Annotated in this window: 22 protein-coding genes, 1 other RNA gene and 1 pseudogene; 18 read left to right on the plus strand and 6 right to left on the minus strand. The window is 64.6% G+C overall.

Annotation, left to right across the window (positions count from 1 at the left end; all coding sequences use genetic code 11):
• Positions 1-30 precede the first annotated feature (30 nt).
• The 7 genes from F8O07_RS06980 to nrdH all read left to right on the plus strand — a co-directional run bounded on the left by F8O07_RS06980 (position 31) and on the right by nrdH (position 7,586).
• Complete coding sequence (locus tag F8O07_RS06980) at positions 31-297, plus strand: hypothetical protein (protein ID WP_158031363.1); 267 nt, start codon at positions 31-33, stop codon at positions 295-297.
• A gap of 9 nt (positions 298-306) precedes the next feature.
• Entirely contained in the window at positions 307-900 is a 594-nt protein-coding gene (locus tag F8O07_RS06985) for a metallophosphoesterase family protein (protein WP_158031364.1), read from the plus strand.
• A 57-nt stretch (positions 901-957) separates the two neighbouring features.
• Entirely contained in the window at positions 958-1,269 is a 312-nt protein-coding gene (locus F8O07_RS06990) for a hypothetical protein (protein WP_158031365.1), read from the plus strand.
• Positions 1,270-1,499: 230 nt separating this feature from the next.
• On the plus strand, positions 1,500-2,141 hold the full coding sequence (locus F8O07_RS10590) for a S8/S53 family peptidase (RefSeq protein WP_192496685.1): 642 nt from the start codon (positions 1,500-1,502) through the stop codon (positions 2,139-2,141).
• On the plus strand, positions 2,138-6,697 hold the full coding sequence (locus tag F8O07_RS06995; RefSeq protein ID WP_192496686.1) for a helicase-related protein: 4,560 nt from the start codon (positions 2,138-2,140) through the stop codon (positions 6,695-6,697). Before F8O07_RS10590 ends, F8O07_RS06995 begins: the two co-directional genes overlap by 4 nt.
• Positions 6,694-7,266 carry a DUF2637 domain-containing protein gene (locus tag F8O07_RS07000; RefSeq protein WP_158031367.1) on the plus strand — a complete coding sequence of 191 codons (573 nt, stop codon included), beginning with the start codon at positions 6,694-6,696 and terminating at the stop codon, positions 7,264-7,266. Before F8O07_RS06995 ends, F8O07_RS07000 begins: the two co-directional genes overlap by 4 nt.
• A 56-nt stretch (positions 7,267-7,322) precedes the next feature.
• Complete coding sequence (nrdH, locus tag F8O07_RS07005) at positions 7,323-7,586, plus strand: glutaredoxin-like protein NrdH (RefSeq protein WP_158031368.1); 264 nt, start codon at positions 7,323-7,325, stop codon at positions 7,584-7,586.
• A gap of 6 nt (positions 7,587-7,592) precedes the next feature.
• Here the strand turns inward: nrdH and F8O07_RS07010 are convergent, their stop codons facing one another.
• Positions 7,593-7,913, minus strand: a complete 321-nt coding sequence (locus tag F8O07_RS07010; RefSeq protein ID WP_158031369.1) for a hypothetical protein — start codon at positions 7,911-7,913, stop codon at positions 7,593-7,595.
• Between the two features lie 54 nt (positions 7,914-7,967).
• On the opposite strand from F8O07_RS07010, the gene F8O07_RS07015 reads away from it, so the two are divergent.
• From F8O07_RS07015 to F8O07_RS07045, 7 genes are all read left to right on the plus strand, one after another.
• Positions 7,968-8,891 (plus strand): hypothetical protein, encoded by a 924-nt coding sequence (locus F8O07_RS07015; protein ID WP_158031370.1) that lies wholly within the window; start codon positions 7,968-7,970, stop codon positions 8,889-8,891.
• On the plus strand, positions 8,891-10,630 hold the full coding sequence (locus tag F8O07_RS07020) for a cell division protein FtsK (protein WP_158031371.1): 1,740 nt from the start codon (positions 8,891-8,893) through the stop codon (positions 10,628-10,630). The genes F8O07_RS07015 and F8O07_RS07020 overlap by 1 nt, the downstream gene beginning before the upstream one ends.
• Before the next feature lie 48 nt (positions 10,631-10,678).
• On the plus strand, positions 10,679-12,769 hold the full coding sequence (locus F8O07_RS07025) for a trypsin-like serine protease (protein ID WP_158031372.1): 2,091 nt from the start codon (positions 10,679-10,681) through the stop codon (positions 12,767-12,769).
• Positions 12,770-12,864: 95 nt separating this feature from the next.
• Complete coding sequence (locus F8O07_RS07030; protein WP_158031373.1) at positions 12,865-13,341, plus strand: hypothetical protein; 477 nt, start codon at positions 12,865-12,867, stop codon at positions 13,339-13,341.
• 3 nt (positions 13,342-13,344) lie between these two features.
• Positions 13,345-13,662: a hypothetical protein gene (locus F8O07_RS07035; protein WP_158031374.1), complete on the plus strand. Its 318-nt coding sequence runs from the start codon at positions 13,345-13,347 to the stop codon at positions 13,660-13,662.
• Positions 13,659-14,576 (plus strand): hypothetical protein, encoded by a 918-nt coding sequence (locus tag F8O07_RS07040; protein WP_158031375.1) that lies wholly within the window; start codon positions 13,659-13,661, stop codon positions 14,574-14,576. Before F8O07_RS07035 ends, F8O07_RS07040 begins: the two co-directional genes overlap by 4 nt.
• A 14-nt stretch (positions 14,577-14,590) precedes the next feature.
• Positions 14,591-15,502, plus strand: a complete 912-nt coding sequence (locus F8O07_RS07045) for a hypothetical protein (protein ID WP_158031376.1) — start codon at positions 14,591-14,593, stop codon at positions 15,500-15,502.
• A gap of 55 nt (positions 15,503-15,557) precedes the next feature.
• On the opposite strand, the pseudogene F8O07_RS07050 reads toward F8O07_RS07045, so the two are convergent.
• Positions 15,558-15,854: pseudogene (locus tag F8O07_RS07050) on the minus strand (MvaI/BcnI family restriction endonuclease); the annotation flags it as partial.
• Between the two features lie 49 nt (positions 15,855-15,903).
• Positions 15,904-16,080, minus strand: coding sequence for an antirestriction protein ArdA (locus F8O07_RS07055; protein WP_158031378.1), 177 nt, complete (start codon positions 16,078-16,080; stop codon positions 15,904-15,906).
• Between the two features lie 196 nt (positions 16,081-16,276).
• On the opposite strand from F8O07_RS07055, the gene F8O07_RS07060 reads away from it, so the two are divergent.
• Both F8O07_RS07060 and F8O07_RS07065 read left to right on the plus strand, forming a co-directional pair.
• Entirely contained in the window at positions 16,277-17,452 is a 1,176-nt protein-coding gene (locus tag F8O07_RS07060; protein WP_225733257.1) for a DNA cytosine methyltransferase, read from the plus strand.
• Complete coding sequence (locus F8O07_RS07065; RefSeq protein WP_225733209.1) at positions 17,449-18,063, plus strand: Eco29kI family restriction endonuclease; 615 nt, start codon at positions 17,449-17,451, stop codon at positions 18,061-18,063. The genes F8O07_RS07060 and F8O07_RS07065 overlap by 4 nt, the downstream gene beginning before the upstream one ends.
• A 25-nt stretch (positions 18,064-18,088) precedes the next feature.
• On the opposite strand, the gene F8O07_RS07070 is transcribed toward F8O07_RS07065, so the two are convergent.
• Positions 18,089-19,189: a DUF262 domain-containing protein gene (locus tag F8O07_RS07070; protein WP_158031380.1), complete on the minus strand. Its 1,101-nt coding sequence runs from the start codon at positions 19,187-19,189 to the stop codon at positions 18,089-18,091.
• 50 nt (positions 19,190-19,239) lie between these two features.
• Positions 19,240-20,016, minus strand: a complete 777-nt coding sequence (locus F8O07_RS10850; protein ID WP_158031381.1) for an FRG domain-containing protein — start codon at positions 20,014-20,016, stop codon at positions 19,240-19,242.
• A gap of 141 nt (positions 20,017-20,157) precedes the next feature.
• Between F8O07_RS10850 and F8O07_RS07080 the strand changes: the two genes are divergently transcribed.
• Positions 20,158-20,379: a recombinase family protein gene (locus F8O07_RS07080; RefSeq protein WP_158031382.1), complete on the plus strand. Its 222-nt coding sequence runs from the start codon at positions 20,158-20,160 to the stop codon at positions 20,377-20,379.
• A 103-nt stretch (positions 20,380-20,482) separates the two neighbouring features.
• Here the strand turns inward: F8O07_RS07080 and ssrA are convergent.
• Positions 20,483-20,841: a transfer-messenger RNA gene (ssrA, locus tag F8O07_RS07085) on the minus strand.
• Positions 20,842-20,988: 147 nt separating this feature from the next.
• Between ssrA and F8O07_RS07090 the strand changes: the two genes are divergently transcribed.
• Complete coding sequence (locus F8O07_RS07090; protein WP_158031383.1) at positions 20,989-21,234, plus strand: hypothetical protein; 246 nt, start codon at positions 20,989-20,991, stop codon at positions 21,232-21,234.
• Positions 21,235-21,242 lie beyond the last annotated feature (8 nt).

A 21,242-nucleotide genomic window follows, 5' to 3' on the forward strand; every position in this document is an offset into this window, starting at 1 on the left:
ATCGCCGCTCGTACGCATATGGACACCTGAGTGGACGAGATCGAGAACCTGAGGAACCGGCTGGTGAACGCCGGCGACGCCGCCCGGCACCTGTACCGGACCGCCACGGTCAGCGACGAGGACCGGCCGTGGTGGGATCAGCTACTCGCGTCAGTGCTGTCGCCGCCGACCCACCCTCGATACGGCAATGTGCTCGATACGGGTGACGTCATCTGGGCAGCAGATTTCGCTGAGGCCCAGCTCATTCGTGAACGGTTCGGGTTTCCGATCGCCTTGGAGAACGCCGACGGCGCATAGGCGTCAGTCATGAGCACAGACAAAGGCGGTGCCACCTGGTACACATCGGACCCGCACTTCTTCCACCGGCTGGTAGCGGGTCTCCGCGGTTTCGATGACGTCGAGGCCATGAACGCTTCCATCGTCCGCCAGTGGCGCTCTCAAGTCAGCGACCGCGACACGGTCTTCGTCCTCGGCGACGTGTGCGTGAACCGAGTGGCAGAGACTCTGGCACTCGTCGACGGCCTGCCGGGGCGCAAGCATCTGATCACCGGCAACCATGACGCGGTTTCACCCCTGCACCGGGAGGCGATTCGTCGTCTGCCCGTCTGGGCGGAGGTGTTCGACACAATCCTGCCGTTCGCTCGTCGACGGCTCGCCGGCCATGATCTGCTGCTCAGCCATTTTCCCTACGAGGACTGGGGCGACGGGCCGCAGCGCACCGGATGCCGTTACCGGCAGTACCGCCTGCCGGATCTGGGTCTGCCGCTACTGCACGGTCACACGCACGGGCCGGAGCACGCCCACGACCGTCAGCTGCACGTCGGCTGGGACGCGTGGGGTCGGCTGGTGTCCCAGACGGAGGTCATCGCCTGGCTGGACGGGCTCGCAGCGGGGGAGTGACCGATGTCTCAGGGCTCAACTGACCGGCCCCGCTTCTTCCGCGAGGTGCATGCCGGCATGACGGTCTCCGTCCACTGCGAAGGGTGCGGCAGATGGTTCCGGTGGAAGGCGGTCGGGCATCCGGTGGTGCACACCCCGCCGACGTACCACAGCAGGGAGTGCGCGAAAGCCCACCGTCGCAGGCTGCTGGACAGCATGCCGGTGAAGTGCCCTCGGCTCGACAAACGGGTGTACCTCACCTGCCGTGAGGCGGAGATCGTCTGCGAAGCCCACCGCAGACAGCACGGCGAGCTGCTGAGACCGTACCGGTGCAGGTGCGGCGCACTCCACATCGGCCGTCTGCACTACCGCGTCATCGACGCCGGGTGAAAGCCGTCGCTGCAGCGCTCACCCTCTCATCGGCCTTGGCTCTCCTTCCGTACGCCCCGCCCACGCCGGGCCAGGACCACGTTGACTCAAGTTGGCTGGCGGGGGTTGAGCGCCTGCACATGTCCGGGAGCACGGGGGCCGGAGTGACCGTCGCCGTCTTGGACACCGCGGTGAATCCCGGGCGTGTGCCAGTCGGTCAGGTGTGGCCGAACACATGCGGTGGAGTGTCCGTGAGCGCTGACGGAGTGCGGGCCAGACATGCGACCAGCGTGGTCTCGATCGTCAGCGCTCTCGCTCCTGACGCGACGATCGATGTCCATCCGGTCGGCACCGCTGACCTGCACGGGCGCATCTCCTGCGAATCCGACCGCTCGGCCGCGATGGCACGCGCGTTCTCCGATGCCGGCGGCGCGCAGGTCATCCTCGTCACCTCCACGGTCGCGCGCTCACCGGAGCTGGACCGTGAGGTCCGCGATGCGGTCGCCCGGGGTGCGTTCGTGATCGTCGCACGCCCGGAGAGCGCGGTGGTCGACCGCTCGTCGCTGCTGGCAATCGACGGTGTGATCGGTGTGCAGGCAGTCGATGCGACCGGAGACGTCCCCGAAGGCCACTTCGCCGAAGACCCGGAGATCGACGTGGTCGCCCAAGGGGTCGACATGCCCATGTTCGGTGTCCTCTGGGGTCGCGTCACAGGCTCCGGAACATCACTGGCGGCACCGGTCGTCGCCGGATGCGTCGCAGCGGCCGGCGCAGATCCTCTCTCCTTCGGCTGGCTCTCCGAGCAGATCGTCGTCACACCGCAGTCGACGCTCCGGCACGCGCCGCTCCGCGCACAGGTGCCTCCAGACGCACAGACACGGAGGACCGAATGAGCCGTTACACCCGCTACCTTGATGCACTGGAAGAGTCAGCCAAGGCGTCACCAGACCCGGACGTCATCCGGCACTGGGCAGGGTGGGGGCCGTTGGCTCCGCTGATCGACGAGATGCACCGGGGTACAGGCACAGACAACGCGGACGTCGCGAGACTTCGCACCCTCCAGCCGGCCACGGTGAACGTCGACAATTCCTTCTACACACCCGAGGCGCTCATCACCGCCTGCTGGGGGCTCGTCACCGCATCCGGGCTCACAGGAGGCCGGGCGCTGGAGCCCGGATGCGGGTCCGGCCTGTTCATCGCAGCCGACCCACACAGCTTCTCGTGGACCGGCGTCGAAGAGGACCCGACTGCCGCCCGGATGGCTCGGGCGTTGAACCCGGACGCAGTCATCGCCGAGTCCAGATACGAGGTGTTGCAGCATGCTCCCAGTCGATACGACCTCGTCATCGGCAACGTGCCGTTCGCGAACACCCGTGTCCTCGACTGGCAGACCCGTGAATTTTCGCCGTCTGTGCACATGTACTTCCTCACCCGCGCGCTGGAGGAGCTGCGTCGCGGAGGTCTGCTCGTGTGCGTGACCTCCCGGTTCGTCATCGACTCGCCCTCGAACGCCCAGCTGCTCGCGGACGCCGGCGAGTTCATCGGCGCCGTCCGTCTGCCATCCGGCACGTTCCCCGGCACTGACGTGGTCGCCGACGTCATCGTCATGCGCGCCGGACGCAGCAGCGGAGCGCTGCAGGTCGCAGACTGGTTCACCGACCACCCCGAGATGATCGCCGGTACCATGGAGCACACCGGCTGGCGGAACGGGATCACCGTACGCGGCGACGAAGACGACACTGCCCGCGCATTCGGTCACCTCACCAGGCTGGTCGCCGGGGTCTGTGCCGAGCAGCCAGCTGCACAGACCGAGACGCTGGCTCTGCAGCCAGTCGAAGACGCTGACGGGCATCCGATCGGATCATTCCAGCTCGTCGACGGTGGCATCGTGGAGATCACCGATGACGGTCCAGTCCCGGTGAAGACCAACCGGGAGCTCACCGCACTGATCGGTCTGCGTGACCTCGCCGCCCGCCTGATCGAAGCCGAGACGCAGGGCTCAGACGGTCTGGATGAGCTGCGGGCGGAGACCTTGGCCGCCTACCGCGCCTATGTCGCCAGGTGGGGTGCGCTGGGCCGAGGCACGCTCGCAGAAGGCCGACCGGATCCTGACACCGGGCATGCAACCCTGTCGTGGCGACGGCCTCCGATGGGCGGGTTCCGACGAGACCCGGGAGCCGCACTGACCTTCGCTCTGGAGGTCTTCGATCAGGAGAGCGGTGATGCGGCACCAGCGCCGATCCTCCTGCACCGGGTGAACGTGCCTCCGACACCGGTCACCTCCGCTGACACCCCTGCAGATGCTCTGGCGGTATCTCGCGGCGAGGGCAGGGGCGTGGACCTCCAGCGCATCGGCGACCTCCTAGGGCTCACCCCGCAGGAGGCTCTCACCGCTCTCGGCGACCTCGTGTTCACAGACCCGTCCACGAACGAGCTCACCACAGCGGACCAGTACCTGTCCGGCGATGTACGAGCCAAGATCGCCTCGGCTCGAGCGGCGGGTCTCCAGCGGAACGTCACAGCCCTCGAGGCGGTCCAGCCGACGCTCCTCACTGAGACGGACATCTCCATTCACCCGGGCGCGGCGTGGATTCCGGCGGACGTCATCGCCGATTTCACCGACGAGGTCTTCGGTGGCCGCTGCAGCGTCGACTACGACCAGCTCACCGGCCACTGGTCCGTGTCCCGCGGCTGGGCCAGCGGGCAGGCGCGGATCAGCTTCGGCACCGACGACCGGGAACCGACACAGCTGCTGGAGCACCTGCTGAACAACACGGCCCCGGTCATCACCCGCGAGGTTCCCGTCGGCGACAGCTGGCGGGAGACCCGGAAGGTCAGAGACCAGAAGGCCACGCTCGCCTGTGAGGAGCAGATGCAGGCGATCGCGGAGCGGTTCACCACCTGGGTGTGGGAGGACCCTGACCGGGCGCACACGTTGGTCGGCATTTACAACACCCTGTTCAACAGCCATGTGCCGCGGACGTTCACCGGGGAATGGCTGACGTTCCCGGGGCTGGCTGCCGGGTTCACCCCGTGGGGTCATCAGCGACGAATGGTGGAGCGCATCATCTCCTGCGAACGGGTCCTCTGCGGGCACCCGGTCGGGGCGGGTAAGACCAGCGAGTCCATCATGGCCGCCGTCACCCTCCGCCGGTTCGGGCTGGCGTCAAAGCCGCTGATCGCCGTTCCGAACCACCTGCTGGAGCAGTACGCCCGAGAGGCCCAGCAGCTGTACCCGACGGGGCGGTTCCTGGTCGCCACGAAGGACGACCTCACGCGTGAGCGCCGACGGCTGTTCGCTGCCCGGTGCGCGACCGGAGAGTGGGATGCGGTGATCGTCACCCACCAGGCGTTCGCCTCTATCGCCCTGTCCACAGCAGCGGACCAGTCCATCACCGCCCGGCAGGAGTCGCAGGCTCTCGACGGACTCTACGAACAGGGAGTGACGGCGACGAAGCAGCTGTCGAAGAAGCTGCGGTCCTTTCGGACCAAGGCGGAGAAGATGGCTACTGGAATGGGGGACCGAGATCAGGTGTTCTTCGACCAGCTGGGCGTCGACTACCTCATGGTCGACGAGGCCCACATGTTCAAGCGCCTCGACGTCGGTGCCGGCCGTGACCAAGGATTCTCCACCGGGTCTTCGAAACGCGCGTGGGATCTGCAGCGGAAGATCGAATGGCTGGCGTTGCAGCACCCTGCCCGTCCGATCGTCACCCTGTTCACCGGAACCCCGTGGTCAAACTCGATCGTGGAGACATTCGTCTGGCAGCGCTACCTGCAGCCGGATCGACTGGCCGCCGCCGCTGTGTCGTCGTTTCCGTCATGGGCGTCGACGTTCGTGCGCTTCGAATCCAAGGTGGAGGTCTCACCAGACGGGTCGACGTTCCGTGTGCAGCGCCGGCCTGCGGTCATCCAGAACCTGCCGGAGCTGATGGGGATGCTCTCCGACGTCGCCGATGTGCTCACCCCGGAGCAGATCGGGCTGCAGCGACCGGACTTCACCGAACGCAACGTCGAGGTCGCCCCGACCTCGGCGCAGGAGACGTTCATCCGTGAGCTGGCCGAACGGTCCGAGGCCATCCATCAGGGGGCGGTCCCCGCCGAAGAGGACAACATGCTCAAAGTCTGCGGCGACGGCAGGAAGGTCGCCCTGGACCCGCAGCTGGTGGCCTTGGACGCAACCAGCCCGAAGGTGAACGCCGCAGCCGACGAGATCGCGCGCATCTGGGATGACACCCACGACCGCCGCTACCGCGGCCGTCAGGCCCCGGGGGCACTCCAGATCGTCTTCTGCGACCTCGGCACCCCCGGTGACTCTGGAACGCAGACGTACGGGCGGCTCAGGTCAGCGCTCGTCGAACGCGGTGTTCCCGCAGACCGGGTGCGCTTCATCCATGAGGCGAGCACCGGCCGTCAGCGCGACGCACTGTTCCAGCAGTGCCGGGACGGGCAGGTGTCCGTGCTGATCGGGTCGACGGAGAAGATGGGAACCGGCGCGAATATCCAGGACCGTGCGGTCGCCGTCCACCACATGGACCCTCCGTGGCGTCCATCCGACATCACCCAGCGTGAGGGCCGAGCGCTGCGACCCGGGAATCTGAACGACCATGTCCAGATAATCCGGTACGTGGCGCGCGGCACCTTCGACGCGTTCAGCTTCCAGACCTTGGAGCGCAAGGCCCGGTTCATCGCACAGCTGATGGGGGCTTCCAGCGGGCAGCGTGAGGTGGAGGACATCTCCGACAGTGTGCTGACGTTCTCGCAGGTGAAGGCGATCGCTGCCGGCAATCCGATGCTGCTGGAGCACGCTCAGGTGAGAAGCGACATCCGCAGGCTCCGGGTGCTGCGCGCCGTGCAGTCGCAGGGGGCGAAACGCGCTCTCAAAGATGCCGAGGTGATCGCCTCGGAGGCGACCCTGCTGAAAGAGCAGGCGACCACGCTGAAGACCAGTCTGGAACGCCATGACCCCACCGGAACATGGGACAGCGTCCCCCGCGCAGTGCGTTCGATCCTGCAGGGGAGGTCTTTCAGCGAGGTCGCCGAATGGCAGGGACTCGTCCTGAACGTCCGGGACTGCCGAGCCCAGAGCGGTCGGGTGGAGATCGACGTCACACGTCATCGTTTCACACCGGGTGCGATCCCCGTCGGACATGTCTCCGCTCGGGCGTTCTCGGATGTCCCGTCGGCCGTGCGCCTGATCCGGCAGTCGCTGGCGCGATGGGTGACCAAGCACCTGCACGTCGAGGAGCTCGAGCGCTTGCAGAGCCGGTCGCGGGCATTGCGCTCCCACTCGGATGAGATGACGGCGAGCGCCGAGGCATTCGTGTTCGACCGGCAGACAGAGCTGGAAGCCGCCGAGTTCCGGCTCCGTCAGATCGAACGGGCCATGGAGGAACGCGCCATTGAGGATGCACGCCCGGAGTCTGACGTGGAAGCGGTCGCCGCATGAACGCGGAGAAGCGTTCGACCGCCGACAACCGGTTCGTCTACCGGATGGTGAACGTCGGTGTGATCCTCACCGCCGTCGCCGCCACGCTGGTCTCTTGGCAGGGACTCGTGTTCGTCGGACGTTGGGCGGAACTTCCGGAGCGGATGCTGTGGCTGATGCCGCTGATGATCGACCTCCCCATCGTCGTGTTCACCTTGGGCGGACTCGCCAGACGCTCCAGAGGGGAGAGCTACTGGTTGTTCAGTCTCGCCGGGTACGGGCTCACCATGGTCAGTGCGATTGCGAACTTCCTGCACGTGGTGTCCATCCGTGGGCTCGGGTCACTGGAGGGCGTGGCAGGGTCGTTCCTCGCTGCCCTCGCCCCGGTGCTGGTGCTGCTCACCACGGAGGCTCTCGGCGCACTGCTGGCGAAACCGTCTGCCGCCGCGGCGGACACCGAATCAGCTGCAGCCACAGTCGATGCGCTCACCGCTGCGCTGGAGAGAGCTGGGACGGCCCTCACCGCCAGCAGGCAGGAGATCATCGAGCTGGAGAAGTACCGCGACAATTTCGGGCGAGGTCACGCATAGGGCAGTGCACATGAGAATGTGCCGGCGCAGGTCGCGTCGAGCTGGAAAGGAACCACATGAGTGTCACCGTGTTCAGCAAACCAGGCTGCGTCCAGTGCAGCACCACGTACCGGGCACTGGAGCGACGGGGGATCGCGTTCAAGACTGTCGACATCACCGTGGACGATGCAGCACACCAGAAGGTGAAGGACCTCGGGTACATGCAGGCGCCGGTCGTGCTCACCGACGACGGAGTGCACTGGTCAGGCTTCCGCCCCGACCTGATTGAGAAGTACTTGGTGAAACCGGCGCATGCACAAGAAACCGCCGTCGCCGCCTGATCCGCACTATCCGCCTTCGAACGTGCGTCTGGCCTCATCGAAATCCGGTGAGTCCAGACGCACTGTCGTCGAGGCAGTGACCGTGGACCCGTCTGAGAGACGAACGTCTGGCAGCAGGCCCTCGTACGTTGCGCGCGCTTCCCAACCGTCACCGTCGCGGGTGATGGTCACTTCACTGGCTGCCGGGCAGATGTCTTCAGGCTCGACACCCGAGCTGCTGGCGGTCAGCGCAACGGGGGTGAGCTGCACCGACGCCGGAGTCTGCCGGGTGGGCGCGAACCGTCCGTCGCCGGCATGCAGGTTCCCGTGTGCGTCGAATCCAGTCATACCCGTCATGTGTGCTGCATCAGGCAGCGGGCCTCGCACGCATACGCAGAGGGCATGACGGAAACCACCGCGAACTTCGCACACTACCCGTTCCTGCTCGACGAAGGGCAGACGCTCCTGCTCCCCGGCGGCTCCGCTGCGATCGTGAAGCTGTGGGATGATTTCGCCGAGCAGACCGGCATCCCCCTCGAGGACTGCTCCTGCACACCGATGGTCGCCCTGCCGATCCCCGTGGCCGGCGCCGTGGTCACGGAGAGCCTGAACATCGACGAACTGTGGCTGCCGTGGCTGTGGATGCCGGAACGCCTCGGACGTCCCACCGAGGGGGAGTCATCCTCCCACTGGCAGCTGCGGGTGGCGTTGGAGACAGTGCTGAACGGGCTCTACGACAGCGACCTCGGCGAGTGGGTCGACGCTCTCGGTGTGGTCGGCCTCGACAGCACCGACGCCGACGTACTGAACCGGGCGGCAGCACACCTGCTCGGCGATCCGGACCAACTGCTCTCCACGCTTTCAGACACCCTCTACCCGCACGCGAACATGCGACCGGCGTGGGAGATCGCCGACCAGCTGGAGCCCCTGCACCCGAGCATCGCCTGGCATGCGGCGGCGAAAGACCTAGCGGCATTCTTGGACGTTCAGGCCGAGACTGCGTCCACCGCACGTGAGCTCGCGAACGCCGCAGAGTGGGCGTGCACGATCGGTGGGCGCATCTTCTCGAACACACCGCCGGCGGCTCCGGGCCAGCCCACCCCGGCGAAACTGCTCAAAGCTGTTCAGGAGACGTCGGTGCCGACGTGGAAGAAGTACCAGAAGAACCAGGTCACAGCGGAGGGCGGGCCCTTCCAGTACCTGCACCGGGTGTTCGACACCATCGTGCGGGAGACCGAACCTGCCGTGGAGCATTACCGCACGTTCCTTGACGCCGATGAGCCCGAGCAGCAGGCCATCGAAGCCGGATCCGACGGTGACCGCTGATGGCTCAGCGAATCGAACGGAAGATCGCCCGGTTGCCTGCGGCGTTCGACATTGAGAAGCACGCCGACCGTCTGGCGGCCTGGGTGAAACAGTCCGCGGTGTTCGGCCCCGACTGGGACCTGCAGAGCGTCTCCGTCGACGAACGCACCGTGACCGCCATTCGACGCAACGCGGTCACCGAGGTGACGGAGACGACTGTCCGCTCCCGTCCGAGGAAGCTGCTGGGGCTCCCACGGGGGACGAAACCCGGTGACGCCGACAAGTACGCGGCGGAGTACGCGGACACGTTCCCCGACTTCTTCATGACGAAGTTCGACCCGTACCTGCTGCAGGCGACCATCACCAAGATGAGTGCGGAGGAAGTCCGTTGCCGTGACGCCGTCGCCGGCGCTCTCGGGGTGAAACCATGGGACGTGCAGGTGTTCGCGCACCGTGGCGGTGGGTTCGACTTGGAGCTTCCGCCCACGTATACGCCCAGCAAGCATGACGACAAGCTCGCTGAAGTGGCGACGACGATTGTCGGACGCCCCGGCTGGTTCGTGCGCACCCAGCCGGCGAAGCTGACCGCGCAGATCGTTCCCGCGGAGCTCCCCAGCTTCGAGAAGGCGTACCCGTACCCGACGCTGGGTCGGCTGCGCCCGAAGTCGTTGTCCGACTCACTGCAGCTGCCGCTCGGGATGAGGCTCGGCGGCCCGGGGGAGCCGAATGACCAGTTGGAGTTCGACTTCGACGGCACTCCCGGCGCGCTGGTGTCCGGTACCGCCGGCTCTGGTAAATCGGTGACGGTGAACGCGCTCATCTTCGGTGCCCTGCAGCGCGGCTGGGAGCTGGTGGTCGTCGACGTTCCGCACAAGGCGATCGACTACGAATGGGTGAAACCGTACGTGCGTCGAAACGGGTTCGGGTGCGCATCCAAGGCGGCAAGCCTCACGGCGCTGAAACTCGTCTACGAGGAAGGGCAGCGCCGGGCCGGGATGCTCGCCGAACATGGTGTGCAGAAATGGCAGGAGCTGCCAGCGGACGTTCGTGCTGCAAACCCGCTCATCCTGGTCGTCATGGATGAGGTGACCGGTCTGTTCGCCTCGGACCCGATCCCGAAGGCCCTCCCGAAGGATCACCCGGAACGCATCGAAGCAGAGCAGCACGCCATGGAGACCGACCTGCTGAAGATGGTGACGGCGAAGATCCCCGCGGAGATGCGCTTCGTCGGCATCCGCATCATCCTCGCCACCCAGATGGCACAGGCGAACACCGGCATCTCCGTGCCGTTGAAGACGAACCTCGCCAACCGTGTCCTGCAGGGGGCGAACCCGTCGAAGAGCGCCCGAGGCCACGCCTTGAACGACCCGGATGCGGCCCCGCACATTCCCGAATGGATCCGTGCGGACAAAGGTCAGTCCCGCGGTGTCGGTGTCGCCGAGCTCGAGGGTCAGACCCCGTGCGTGTTCAAGTCGTTCTACGCCTCCACCGACTCCTACCTGCAAGCGCTCGAGCAGCTCCAAGCCCCGAAGACTGCGACACCGGAGCCCACCGCAGCCCAGATCGACAAGTACGTGCCGAGACTCGACGACGGGCTCGACGAGGACGGGGACCCCCGCCCCCAGTTGGCGGAGCCGACCAAGCGTTTCGGGGCGAAGAAGCGGGCGCTGGAGGACTGGGAGATCGACCCGGCCACAGGGAAACCACTGACCGGGTTCGCGAAAGCGAACGCCGCACGCCACCAGCTCGGGGGCGCTTGACCAGCTGCTCCGCATAGGTCGAGGGTGCCCGACAACCTCAGGAGGACCATGGCTACCAGCCCCGTACGTAGACGTCAGACAGCAGCGAAGATCGCCGGAGCAATCGGGGTCCCCGTCGCCCTTGCCGTGATCGGGGGTATGACGATCACCCCGGCGAACGCCGAACCAGCTCACGGCACAGCAGCAACCGCGCAGGCCCTGATCGCCCAGGTGCAGGCAGCGGGAGACTCTGCCGGTTCCAGCGCGCTGATGGGAGCGGCGACCGACTCGTTTGGCCGGACGGTGGCTTTCGTCAACGACTCCGACAGTGACGCAGGGGCCCTGCGGTCCAGCATCGACGGGCGAAACGCTGCAGGCGCTGACATTCAGCTCGTCTCCCTGTCCGGTGAACTGCACAGCGCTGCAGCCAGCACTCTGGTCGGCGGTGCCGGCACCGGCATCACCTTGGCTGACGGCAGCGGCTACGTGTGCTCGGTCGGTTTCCCCGCGTGGTCGAAAGCTGGGAAACCTGCGTTCATCAGCGCGGGCCACTGCTACGCCTCCGACCACAACGCAGAAGTGTGGCAGACGAAGCCCAGCAGTGACACAGCCAGCGGCACCGGGCAGGGCTACTACGACCCGGTCGAGAAGATCGGCACAGTCGGGTTCACCCAGTTCGGCGGCCCCGGGGACACGAAGGGCGCAGACGGGGACACGAGCTCCATCGACATCTCCGCGGTCGATGTCACCAATACGGCGCTGACGCCGCGACCTCTGGTGACCGACTGGACCACGGCCGCTGGCGAAGACCTGTCCGCCTCGGCGACGCCGGTGAAGTCTGTCGGTGCGATCGACCCGTCACAGCCGGTGAAACGTTCAGGCCGGACCACGGGCATGACTGCCGGCGACGTCACCAAGACAGCCGATGGCGCGTACATCACCGACGGCTGGATGCTTGTCGACGACCACTTCGTCAGAGGTTTCGGCATCACGGCGAAAGCCGACCATGGAGACTCCGGCGGTCCCATCGTTCAAGGGGATCGGGCCGTCGGCGTCGTCTCCGCCATTGGCACGCTCTGGGATGGAACACCCCTCACCTGGGGTGCTTCACTTGTGGACTCGCTGCCGTCGACCGGCGGATACACCGTCGCCCAGTTCGTGGACGTGCCGCAGGTCTCCACGGTGAAGACCGGGGACACCATCGGCACCGGCTCGACGATCTCCGGCACCGGTCAGCCCGGTGACGACATCTCTGCCACCTTCACCGGTGTGCCGGACGTCGTGAAGGCCACTGTCGCCGCCGACGGAACATGGTCGGTGGCGGCGCCGAACACCCCAGGAGAATACGGGATCGCCGTGCACGCGACCCGCGGGTTCGACTCCTCGGACACACTTTCGATCACGGTGAAAGTCGCCACAGGGGCACCGGCCATCACCTCGCCCTCAGGTGTTGTCACCGACACGGTTCGTGAGATCTCAGGTACCGGCGTCCCTGGTGCCACCGTCTCCGTGACCGGTGATGTGACCGCCACGGCCACCGTCGCCGATGACGGTAGCTGGTCGGTGTCAGCAGACCTCGGGTACGGCAACCACCAGGTGAAGGCCACACAGGTCTACGCCGGCCAGACGTCCGCCGAGACGACCGCGTCATTCCGGGTCGCACCCGAGGCGCCTGTCATCACCACGCCCGCCGACGGAAGCGTCTACAGCGACGGGAGCGCACCTACGGCGGTGAACGGCACCGGCCTCCCCGGCGCAGCAGTCACCGTCGAGATGGACGGACGCTCGACTTCGACCACGGTCGCTGATGACGGAAGCTGGTCGGTGCCAGTGACAGTCTCACTCGCCGGTGGGCAGCATGTCATCTCAGCCACCCAGTCGGTGAACGGTTCAGCGTCCGCCGCGGTGCAGACGACGATCACCGTGAACGCACCCGCAGCTCCGTCGGCACCGGGGGACCAGCAGGGGCCAGCCGAGAGCGGTGACACACCGACAGGTGAACCCGTCCCGGTGGATGCGCAGACCGTGAGCGGCACGCTCGCCCAGACCGGCGCCGGACGGGGCGTCATCTGGGCTGCCGGTGCCGGTATCACAGCGCTCATCGCGGGCGCCGCGCTGTCCATCCGAGGCGCGCTGAAAGCTCGACGTCTGGACAGCTGACGAAAGCTCCACGGAGGCAGGAGGAACTTCCGCGCACAAAGAGTGCAGGCAGACTGCCTCTCGCCTCCGTGCGAGCAACCCAGAAGGAACGACACATGAGCACCTACACCCGCGATGGACAGCCGACCGCACCCTACCGTCTCGAGTTCCCCGACGGGAACCGTCTGGAAGGAGAATCACCGTCGGACCTCATCAGCGGTCTGATCCCCGGATACGAGGCGCTCACCGACGATGAAGCGCTCGAAGCGCGCGTCGACCACATGGAGGAGCACGCGGATACCCTGCAGGCGATGCTGCTCATCGGTCTCGCCGCCGACCAGCCGGGCGATGGTGATCCCGCCGACCCTCTGGACAAGGACGACCGCCTGTTTCTCACCACTCCGAAGGACCAGGCCGTCACCGGCGAATATCACGGCCCCATCGACCTGATCCTCACCACCACGCAGTACCAGCCGTACACGGACGACGAACGCCCCACCGGACGCATCGTCTGGCTCGACCCGGAGACCGAGACGTCATTCCTGACCACTCTGGCAGAGTCCTCCGATCTCACCTACGTGACCGCGGAATAGCCAGTGGACACCGACCCGAGCATCCTCGCATTTACGGTGGTCGCCTTCAGCGTCATCGCAGTCATCCTGTGGCATGCCACGATGCTCTTCCTCGGCGGGCTGCTCATCTTGGTCCCACTCGGCTGGTTCGTGCACGCGAACCCCAGAATCCACCGGCTGCGGCTGGTGAAGCAGCACCGCGAGCGCCAGCCGAAAGCGCAGGCACCGTCGAAGCCGAAGAAACCCAAGCGGCCGACGATCATCCGCCGACGTCGAGGCGCATCACCGTCAGCAGTGCTTCGCATAGGTGATGGGCATCCGAACGATCAAGGAGACGCATGACACACCCACGGGACACACTGACCGGCACGATCGCCGAGATGGTCGACGGCCGAGTACCAGCGGGGGAGGTGCACCGCATCAGGGATCACAACCTGCTCTGGATCGCAGAAGACTCCGTCATCGATCTCCACGAGGTAGTCGGACTCTCCATCGGCACCGACAGCCGCTCACAGGATGTGCTGCAGCTGCGGCTGCGGGGCGGACGGACGATCACCCTCGACTACGCAGTTGATGCACGGCTGCGCCTGCCCCTGTTCGACGCGATCTCGGCCAACATCTTCGCGGGCGAACCGCTGGTGACCCTGCTGCTGCCCGCCCCGGGGCCGGTCGGAGAGAGTCTTCCCCTGGTCCAGCCGCCAGTGCCGGATGCCATGGTCGAAACCGAGACGGCTGAGCCGCCCGTGGAACAGGACGCACACCGCGATCATGAGACCGGAGCTGATCCGCTGGCCGTGCTCGAGGAGAAGTTCCTCCGACCAGACGATGAGGTGGCAGAGCCAGATCCAGAGCCAGATCCAGAGCCCGCCCCGCATCAGACGATCATCTTCGATGAGGCTGAGACCGTCGAGCTTCCCGTCCAAGAAGACGCGGACGACGAACGCGACCTCCTGGACGACCTGATCGGAGATGAAGCAGTGCCGGACATTCCCGAGCCGTTCGCACCGACACACGCACCGGAAGATGCCGACGCCGACTATGCAATCCCCGCACCCGCCGGTCCCCCGGTCTCAGAGCCTGACGAGGACTCTGCAAATGCAGTGCCACCAGCACCGGAGCGGCCGAAAGAGTTCGACCCCGACAACCAGTCTCTGGAGGACTGGCTCTCCGGCCTCCCCACCCCGAATCAGGAGAAGCTCTCCGTGTCCCACAACGTCCGGCTTGAGAAGAAGCCGCTGCTCCCGTACGAGGATTGAAAGGACACCTCAACATGAAAGCCTTCGCAAAACAGACACCGACCCGACGCATCGCTATGCTGACGGCCGCACTGGCGGTGACCGCCAGTGCCCTTCTCTCTTCCCAGACGTCACTGCAGACCGCACCAGCCCATGCAGAGACATCGGTGACGGCAGCGGCCGAATCGGCCCGCACCGTGGAGTCGTTCTCGTGGGCGGACTCCGGCCTCATTAACGATGCGGCCGGAGACCTCGTCACGCAGAAGCACCGCTACAGCATCTACCTCGAGGACGCCAGCACACCGATCCTGTCAGGCTTGAAGATCAACCTCGCCAAGGCAGGAGACCTCGACCCGAACAACCCGACGCTCGCTCAGCTGGCCGCGGTCGTCGGCACAGATGAAACGTCCATCCTCAGCAAACTCAATGTCGGGGCGAACCACCTGAAAGTCCGTCTCGACGGCGACACCACCGAGAAAGTGCTCGCCACCGCCGACGTCACCGTTGTGCAGGATGCAACGCCGGACCCTGACCCCGGCACCGACCCGACTGATCCGGGGGAGACACCCACCGATCCCACGGACCCTGTCACGCCCGTCGACCCCACCGACCCCGGTGATCCTGCTACGCCGGTCGATCCCGAGGATCCCACCGACCCGGGCGATAGTCCTGTCGACCCCACCGACCCAGCTGTGCCTGTTACCCCCGGCGACAACGACAGCTCAAGCGACGAGGGCACAGTCCCCGCGGCATCTGACGATGATGCTCAGGGTGCATCGGCGACACCTGCACAGAGCGGCGATGCAGCAGTACTCACCGACGCTGCCTCCGACACCAAGCTCGCACAGACCGGTGGCGATCCTGGAGGGCTGTGGATCGGGATCGGCGCTGCTGCACTGCTGGTTGCAGGCGGATCCACCATGACACTCGTGAGACGCCGCGGCTGAAGCACGCGCAGTCAGATCGCCGCGATGTCCTAGGCACCGGCGGTCTGACTGCGTCTCAGCTGAGGTCCACCCGCTCGAAACTCCGGTAGAGGCCGCCGAGAGCTTTGCCCGCCGTACGAAACTGGTTGCGGCGCTTGAACTTCCAGACCTGAGCGTCGAGGTCAAGCGTCGCCTTGATCCCGGGGTCGTAATAGACGGTTCCCTCTTGCAATGCATCGAGGAATAGTCCGAATCTGGTGCCTTCGCCGAGCCAGACGTGATCCTGTAGCCTCAGATGCTCTCCAGGCCCATCTGTGGTGACTGGAATGAAGCATGTTGCGGCGTGCTTCTTCTTCCAGTGGTCCAGCAGCTTGGCGAAGCTCCATGGTTGCCGTCACGCGCAGATTCTCGTGGTCGAGAACTCAGAGCTCGTCGTGCCCATCCGTGCGAATGTGGATGCCGTGGACGGTCGCCGGGACAACCTCGTCGGCGATCTCAGCGTCGAACCAGTCGCTGGTAGGTGTCCCCCTGTTGTAGTAGGCCAAACAGTCGGTCCAAGCCCTCGGCGTCGTGTCGGTGGCAGATGGTGTGATTATCATGGCAGCACCTCCTCATGGTGGAGGGTCGTGCGCACGGCAGGTATTCCTGCTCGTGTGAATGGACACGGTTATACCGCCGCGCTGCTCTCAGGAGGGCCCCCGAGGCCCGCTGTTGCGCGGCAGAGTCAGAAGAAGACGCGCCTCACACAGTGCCATGTTCAGGCCAAGGAGAGTGTAAGGTTATTTCGTGAGAAGTGTGGAGTTGTTTGCGGGCGGAGGTGGTTTGGCTCTCGGTACCCACCTTGCAGGGTTCAGCACCGAAGTGGTGGCAGAGTGGAACCGCTGGGCCTGTGACACCGTGCGTGAGAACAAGCGTGCGGGGCATCAACTCGTCGCCGACGTTGATGTCCAGGAGGGCGATGTCCGGGACATCGACTGGGCTGGCGTCCCGGAGGGAGTCGACCTCGTATCCGGCGGGCCTCCGTGCCAGCCCTTCAGCGCTGGCGGGCGCGGGCGTGCTGCGGACGACTCGCGCGACATGTTCCCCGCCACCGCTGAGGTGATCCGCCAACTGAGGCCACGTGCCTTCATCGTTGAGAACGTCCGCGGGCTCACACGGACTGCATTCACTGATTATTTCTCTTACATCCAGCTCCGTCTCGCCCATCCCGAGTTAGTGTCGAGAGGCGGCGAGACTTGGGGCGACCACTATGCACGACTCCAGGCAGAGCACACAAGCGTGCGTTCCGATCTCCAATACAAGGTACTCCCAACACTTGTGAACGCCGCCGACTACGGAGTGCCACAACAACGGTGGCGCGTCTTCATTGTGGGTTTCCGGTCAGACCTCGATGCAGAGTGGTCATTCCCCAAGCCGACGCACTCGGCAGGCGCACTTCGCCAATCTCAGGACAGCGGAGAGTACTGGGACCGCCACAGCGTGGCGAAAAGCCAGCAACACGGCATCCGGTCGGCAGCCTCCACGCAGGATCTGGGTATGAGACCGTGGCGGACCGTCAGGGATGCCATCTCCGATCTGCCTCGACCTGGAAGCAGGTCGGTTCTCAACCACGTCATCCAGCACGGGGCTCGTTCCTATCCCGGGCACACCGGGTCCTATATAGATGCACCTGCCAAGGCGCTCAAGGCGGGCGTCCACGGCGTCCCTGGCGGCGAGAACATGCTGCGGCGACCCGACGGAACCGTGCGCTACTTCACTGTTCGCGAGGCGGCGAGGCTGCAGACTTTCCCTGACTCGTACATCCTGCACGGCCCGTGGAGCGAGGCCATGCGCCAGTTAGGCAATGCGGTGCCGGTCATGTTGGCCGAGACTGTTGCGCTGTCCGTGCGCGAGCACCTGGCTCTCGCAGACGCGCGCCAGCGAGCCGACCAGTTGGTAGCCGAGGGCCGGCACTTGAGGATGGTGTCGTGAGCAACGAGAGCTTCAACCCGCTGGCCATGGATTCCCTCGCCGAGTCGATCGTGAATCGACTTATGGATACCGTTCCGGTCCCCCTTGCCGGTATCCCACGCTTCCGTGGTGCCGGCGTCTATGCGATCTATTACACCGGTGACTTCCCTGCCTATGAGATTGTCCGCGAACGTAACGCCGACGGTGCGTGGTCACTCCCGATTTATGTCGGGAAGGCAGTTCCTAAGGGCGGGCGTCAGGGGCTCGACGTCGGACAGGACCCGAACAACACGGCGGTATGGAGTCGACTCGGTCAGCACGCCAAGAGCGTCGAGGCAGCGACAAATCTTGATAGCGCAGACTTCCACGCTCGATGGATAGTCGTCGACGACATCTGGATCGCACTGGGTGAATCAGCCCTGATACGCGATACTCGGCCGGTCTGGAACGCGATGGTCGACGGGTTTGGAAACCACGACCCGGGAAGAGGGCGGCACAGCGGGCTGGTGCCTCAGTGGGACACCCTTCATCCTGGTCGAGGCTGGGCAACTAAGTTGACTGCACGAGAGGCTGGGGCAGCGGACCGAATCGCCGCCGATGCCGCCCAGTATCTCAGAGAGAGACACCGATAGGTCGCCCTTCCCCGTCTAAGGCCTGCTAGACCTCATCAGATTCGTCGACCAAGGGGAGTTCGCCTTCTTCCGCAAGTTCTAATCCGTTTAGCGGGGCGCTTTCTGAGTAGCCCAACACGAATGCGCTGAGTATCTCGGCGCGTCGATGAAGCGCGCTGCCATCGTTCGTGGATTGCACCAGACCGTTGTATTCGCGGAGTCTGGAATTCGCTTGGGTCGCATATTCTGGATCCGTCTCAGGCATCTGTGCCGCCGAGTGCCTGAGTTCCTCAAACTTCACCAGCTTCATGCGACCTACAGTGCTCGAAAATCGTGGATCTCTGAACGCGAGGTAGTAGACAACCACAGTCCCTATTGAGGCAAGGAGTCGATCTTCAGGGTCGAACACCTCGACCATTCCGTCAAGAACCCCCTCCGCGCGAGCCCGGTAGGCTTCCATAGCTTCAGAAGAAACTCGTGGAGAACTTCCCCGCGTTGCGGTGAACAAGTTGTAGAGCGTGGCAGCTTTGGTGTCCGAGATCTTGTTACGAGTAGCAATCTGTTGCTCGATTGCCAAGAATTTTGCGCCGAGTTCCCGGTACTTATACCGTGCACTGCGAATAGGAGAACACTGGACCAGAAGCCTATGCTCAGCTAGTGAGTTGGCCGCGTCGCGCGTTGGCCCCTGAAGCGCGTTACGGCGCTCCGCCGCATTGAGCGACATCGAAGCATTGAGCCGTTGGAACATTTCCTCGATCAAATCGCCACTATCGCTCACAACTTCTACGATAGGCAGTTCGAAATCGAGAAATCTGCGCGCCAGGATCGGATACCTATCGCGAAGCTCCGAGAGAGTGAGCCTCTCTGCGTTGACGCTGTCATCCTCAAAGAAGATGAAGTCCTCTGGAAGTGAAACCTCGTCAGCAAGGAAGCCGAGAATCGTCTCAAGCCGCTGTTTCCCATCAATCACCGCATACTGATAGGCAAGGCCCTCAGGCCCAAGTCTCCGGGACCTGAGCGCCTCAAAGTACAGTTTAGGAATATCGAGACCATTGATGATGGAATCGATGAGCATGCTTCGAGCGGCGTCGCCCCATACGCCACTCTCCCTCTGATATGGAGGGTCTAGGTCAACTACCTCACGCATACGCCGGAACCTGGCGATGCCGATACCTGCAAGTAGTTCGGTACGGATTCTCACACCAGCCCCCGTCCATGCCCGACGCTTATGCGGCGCGCTACTCGATCTAGATCTCGATAGATTGAAACCTCGTTGAATCCCAGTGACTCAAGCTCTTCTCTCATGCCTTCTTTCGCATCGCCAGGAACAGTGAAAGCCTGGATCGCAGCAGCCACTCTTAATGGCTCAGGTTCATCACTTCCGTTGGGAACCTGGGAAACGGTAAAGGTTCCGTTCTGCATCCGGATCCGATCAAATAGCATTGGAGCAACTACGGCGCGTGGCTTACAGGAATGCTCCCCATCGTTCCCTGGAAGATACTCGTTCAGCCTCTTATCACTCTCTGCGAGAAGCCTAGGATGCCCGCCATTATTGTCCCCAGCTTCCTCGTTCAACGCGTGAGGGTGCATCACAAAGAACTCTCCATCGGCCTCTACTCCAGTAGAGTCTCGAAGGCGTTCACATGCGAAGTACAGGGCGACCAAGGGACTCTGGGACCAATCGAGGAGCCGAGTCGGCAGCGAATGGTGTTGCGCAAAAACTATCCACCCCCACTCGTCGAAGGCATATTGGACACCCGCCGCTGCAGCCTCCTGCCGGAACCGCGCAAGCATCGCCTTCTCTGTTGTGCGATGGCGCTGTTCTCGGAATGCCGACGGCTCCAGCTGCCAAGTCGCATCTCGATGTCCTCGATACCAAACCTCTCGACCGTCAGCTGTGATCGGCTTTAGCTGCCGCAACAAGTCGCTCACGGATCGGATGCCTTCATCGGCCCCGCTAGAAATTGACGTCACGCGCTATACATTACCCGACGCGAAGCCGCCGCTTGGTCGACGTTCAACACCTGCTGTACGTGGATGGAAGAGCTAGCACCATGGCAGATCTAGCGCGTTAGGTACCGAAGATAGGCGGTCAAGTCCCCCGACGAGGGCGACGTGGTCCGGGTGGAGTCGATCCACCGGTTGGCCTGCAACACCCGCATCCTGCTGACGATCGTCGACGAGCTGGCGGCCAAGGGTGCCGTGGTGAAGTTCGTCAACACGCCGCAGCTGAAAGTCACGACCAAGGAGGACCGGGCGATGCTGGCGATCATCGCCCCTTGCGCGCAGCTGGTGCGCAAGTCGATCCGAGAACGCCAGATGGGGGCATCGCTCTGACCATCGCGTCGTGTTTTTTCAACGACGGTGCACAGATCGCCCACGAGCACCTCGTCGAGACACATAAGAAAGGGAGAAGTGTCAGAGTTCGACATTCCCTCAGAGGTGGAGCCGGCGGGAATCGAACCCGCGTCCAGGCACCGCATCACACCGACGTCTACGAGCGTGTCTCAGGTATGAGTCTTGGGCGGCCAGTCACCTGAGCGGACTGGTGCCGCTTGCTTCGCCGCCGGTGCTGTCTCGCCCCGCCCTCCGGTAGCACACGGTCGGGGTCTCAGTCTCCGTGGATGACGGGTTCACAGCGGCGGAGACTTCCGCTGTGGCCCCGGACTCACACCGCGAGGGCGAAGTCTGAACGCTTCTGGTTGGCGTCTATCGGGTGACGGCATGTTTCACGAGGTGTCCGTCATTCCTCGGCTCGCGGTCGCTGTTCAGTTGTGCCTGTCGAAACCTTTCGGCCCCGGGTGGGAACCGGCCGCCTCACGCCAAGGGGGTAACGCGAGGCGGCCGGCCTGTCGATCACCTATGCGGCGACCGACACCTGTGCTGTGCGCGGGGTCTCGCACGCATACTTCACAGGCATGAAACGCCTGAGTGAAGGACCGGCAGATGAGTGAACAACGACATGAGGCGCTGGCCGCGCTGGTGGCTCTGGAGACGATGCGACGACCATACGATGTCGCCGACCTCCTGACGTCCGAAGTGCTCGGTCAGATCGACATGGATGAGCGCGCCCTGATCGTTGAGCGCGCTGAAGAGATCATCCAGGAGGCGGTGGACGTGGTTGCCGACGAGCACTTCACCGAAGACACACCCGACACGGTCTTCGACCCTCTGGTCGACGCAGAAGGCTGAGCCGTCCA

The sequence above is a fragment of the Pseudoclavibacter sp. CFCC 13796 genome, assembly GCF_008831185.1.
Taxonomy (GTDB): domain Bacteria; phylum Actinomycetota; class Actinomycetes; order Actinomycetales; family Microbacteriaceae; genus Pseudoclavibacter_A.

Coding starts and splice junctions, on each gene's coding strand:
- F8O07_RS06985 (WP_158031364.1), top strand. CDS start 307: ATGAGCACAGACAAAGGCGGTGCCACCTGGTACACATCGGACCCGCAC.
- F8O07_RS06990 (WP_158031365.1), top strand. CDS start 958: ATGACGGTCTCCGTCCACTGCGAAGGGTGCGGCAGATGGTTCCGGTGG.
- F8O07_RS06995 (WP_192496686.1), top strand. CDS start 2,138: ATGAGCCGTTACACCCGCTACCTTGATGCACTGGAAGAGTCAGCCAAG.
- F8O07_RS07000 (WP_158031367.1), top strand. CDS start 6,694: ATGAACGCGGAGAAGCGTTCGACCGCCGACAACCGGTTCGTCTACCGG.
- nrdH (WP_158031368.1), top strand. CDS start 7,323: ATGAGTGTCACCGTGTTCAGCAAACCAGGCTGCGTCCAGTGCAGCACC.
- F8O07_RS07010 (WP_158031369.1), bottom strand. CDS start 7,913: ATGACTGGATTCGACGCACACGGGAACCTGCATGCCGGCGACGGACGG.
- F8O07_RS07015 (WP_158031370.1), top strand. CDS start 7,968: ATGACGGAAACCACCGCGAACTTCGCACACTACCCGTTCCTGCTCGAC.
- F8O07_RS07020 (WP_158031371.1), top strand. CDS start 8,891: ATGGCTCAGCGAATCGAACGGAAGATCGCCCGGTTGCCTGCGGCGTTC.
- F8O07_RS07025 (WP_158031372.1), top strand. CDS start 10,679: ATGGCTACCAGCCCCGTACGTAGACGTCAGACAGCAGCGAAGATCGCC.
- F8O07_RS07030 (WP_158031373.1), top strand. CDS start 12,865: ATGAGCACCTACACCCGCGATGGACAGCCGACCGCACCCTACCGTCTC.
- F8O07_RS07040 (WP_158031375.1), top strand. CDS start 13,659: ATGACACACCCACGGGACACACTGACCGGCACGATCGCCGAGATGGTC.
- F8O07_RS07045 (WP_158031376.1), top strand. CDS start 14,591: ATGAAAGCCTTCGCAAAACAGACACCGACCCGACGCATCGCTATGCTG.
- F8O07_RS07055 (WP_158031378.1), bottom strand. CDS start 16,080: ATGATAATCACACCATCTGCCACCGACACGACGCCGAGGGCTTGGACC.
- F8O07_RS07070 (WP_158031380.1), bottom strand. CDS start 19,189: ATGCGTGAGGTAGTTGACCTAGACCCTCCATATCAGAGGGAGAGTGGC.
- F8O07_RS07090 (WP_158031383.1), top strand. CDS start 20,989: ATGAGTGAACAACGACATGAGGCGCTGGCCGCGCTGGTGGCTCTGGAG.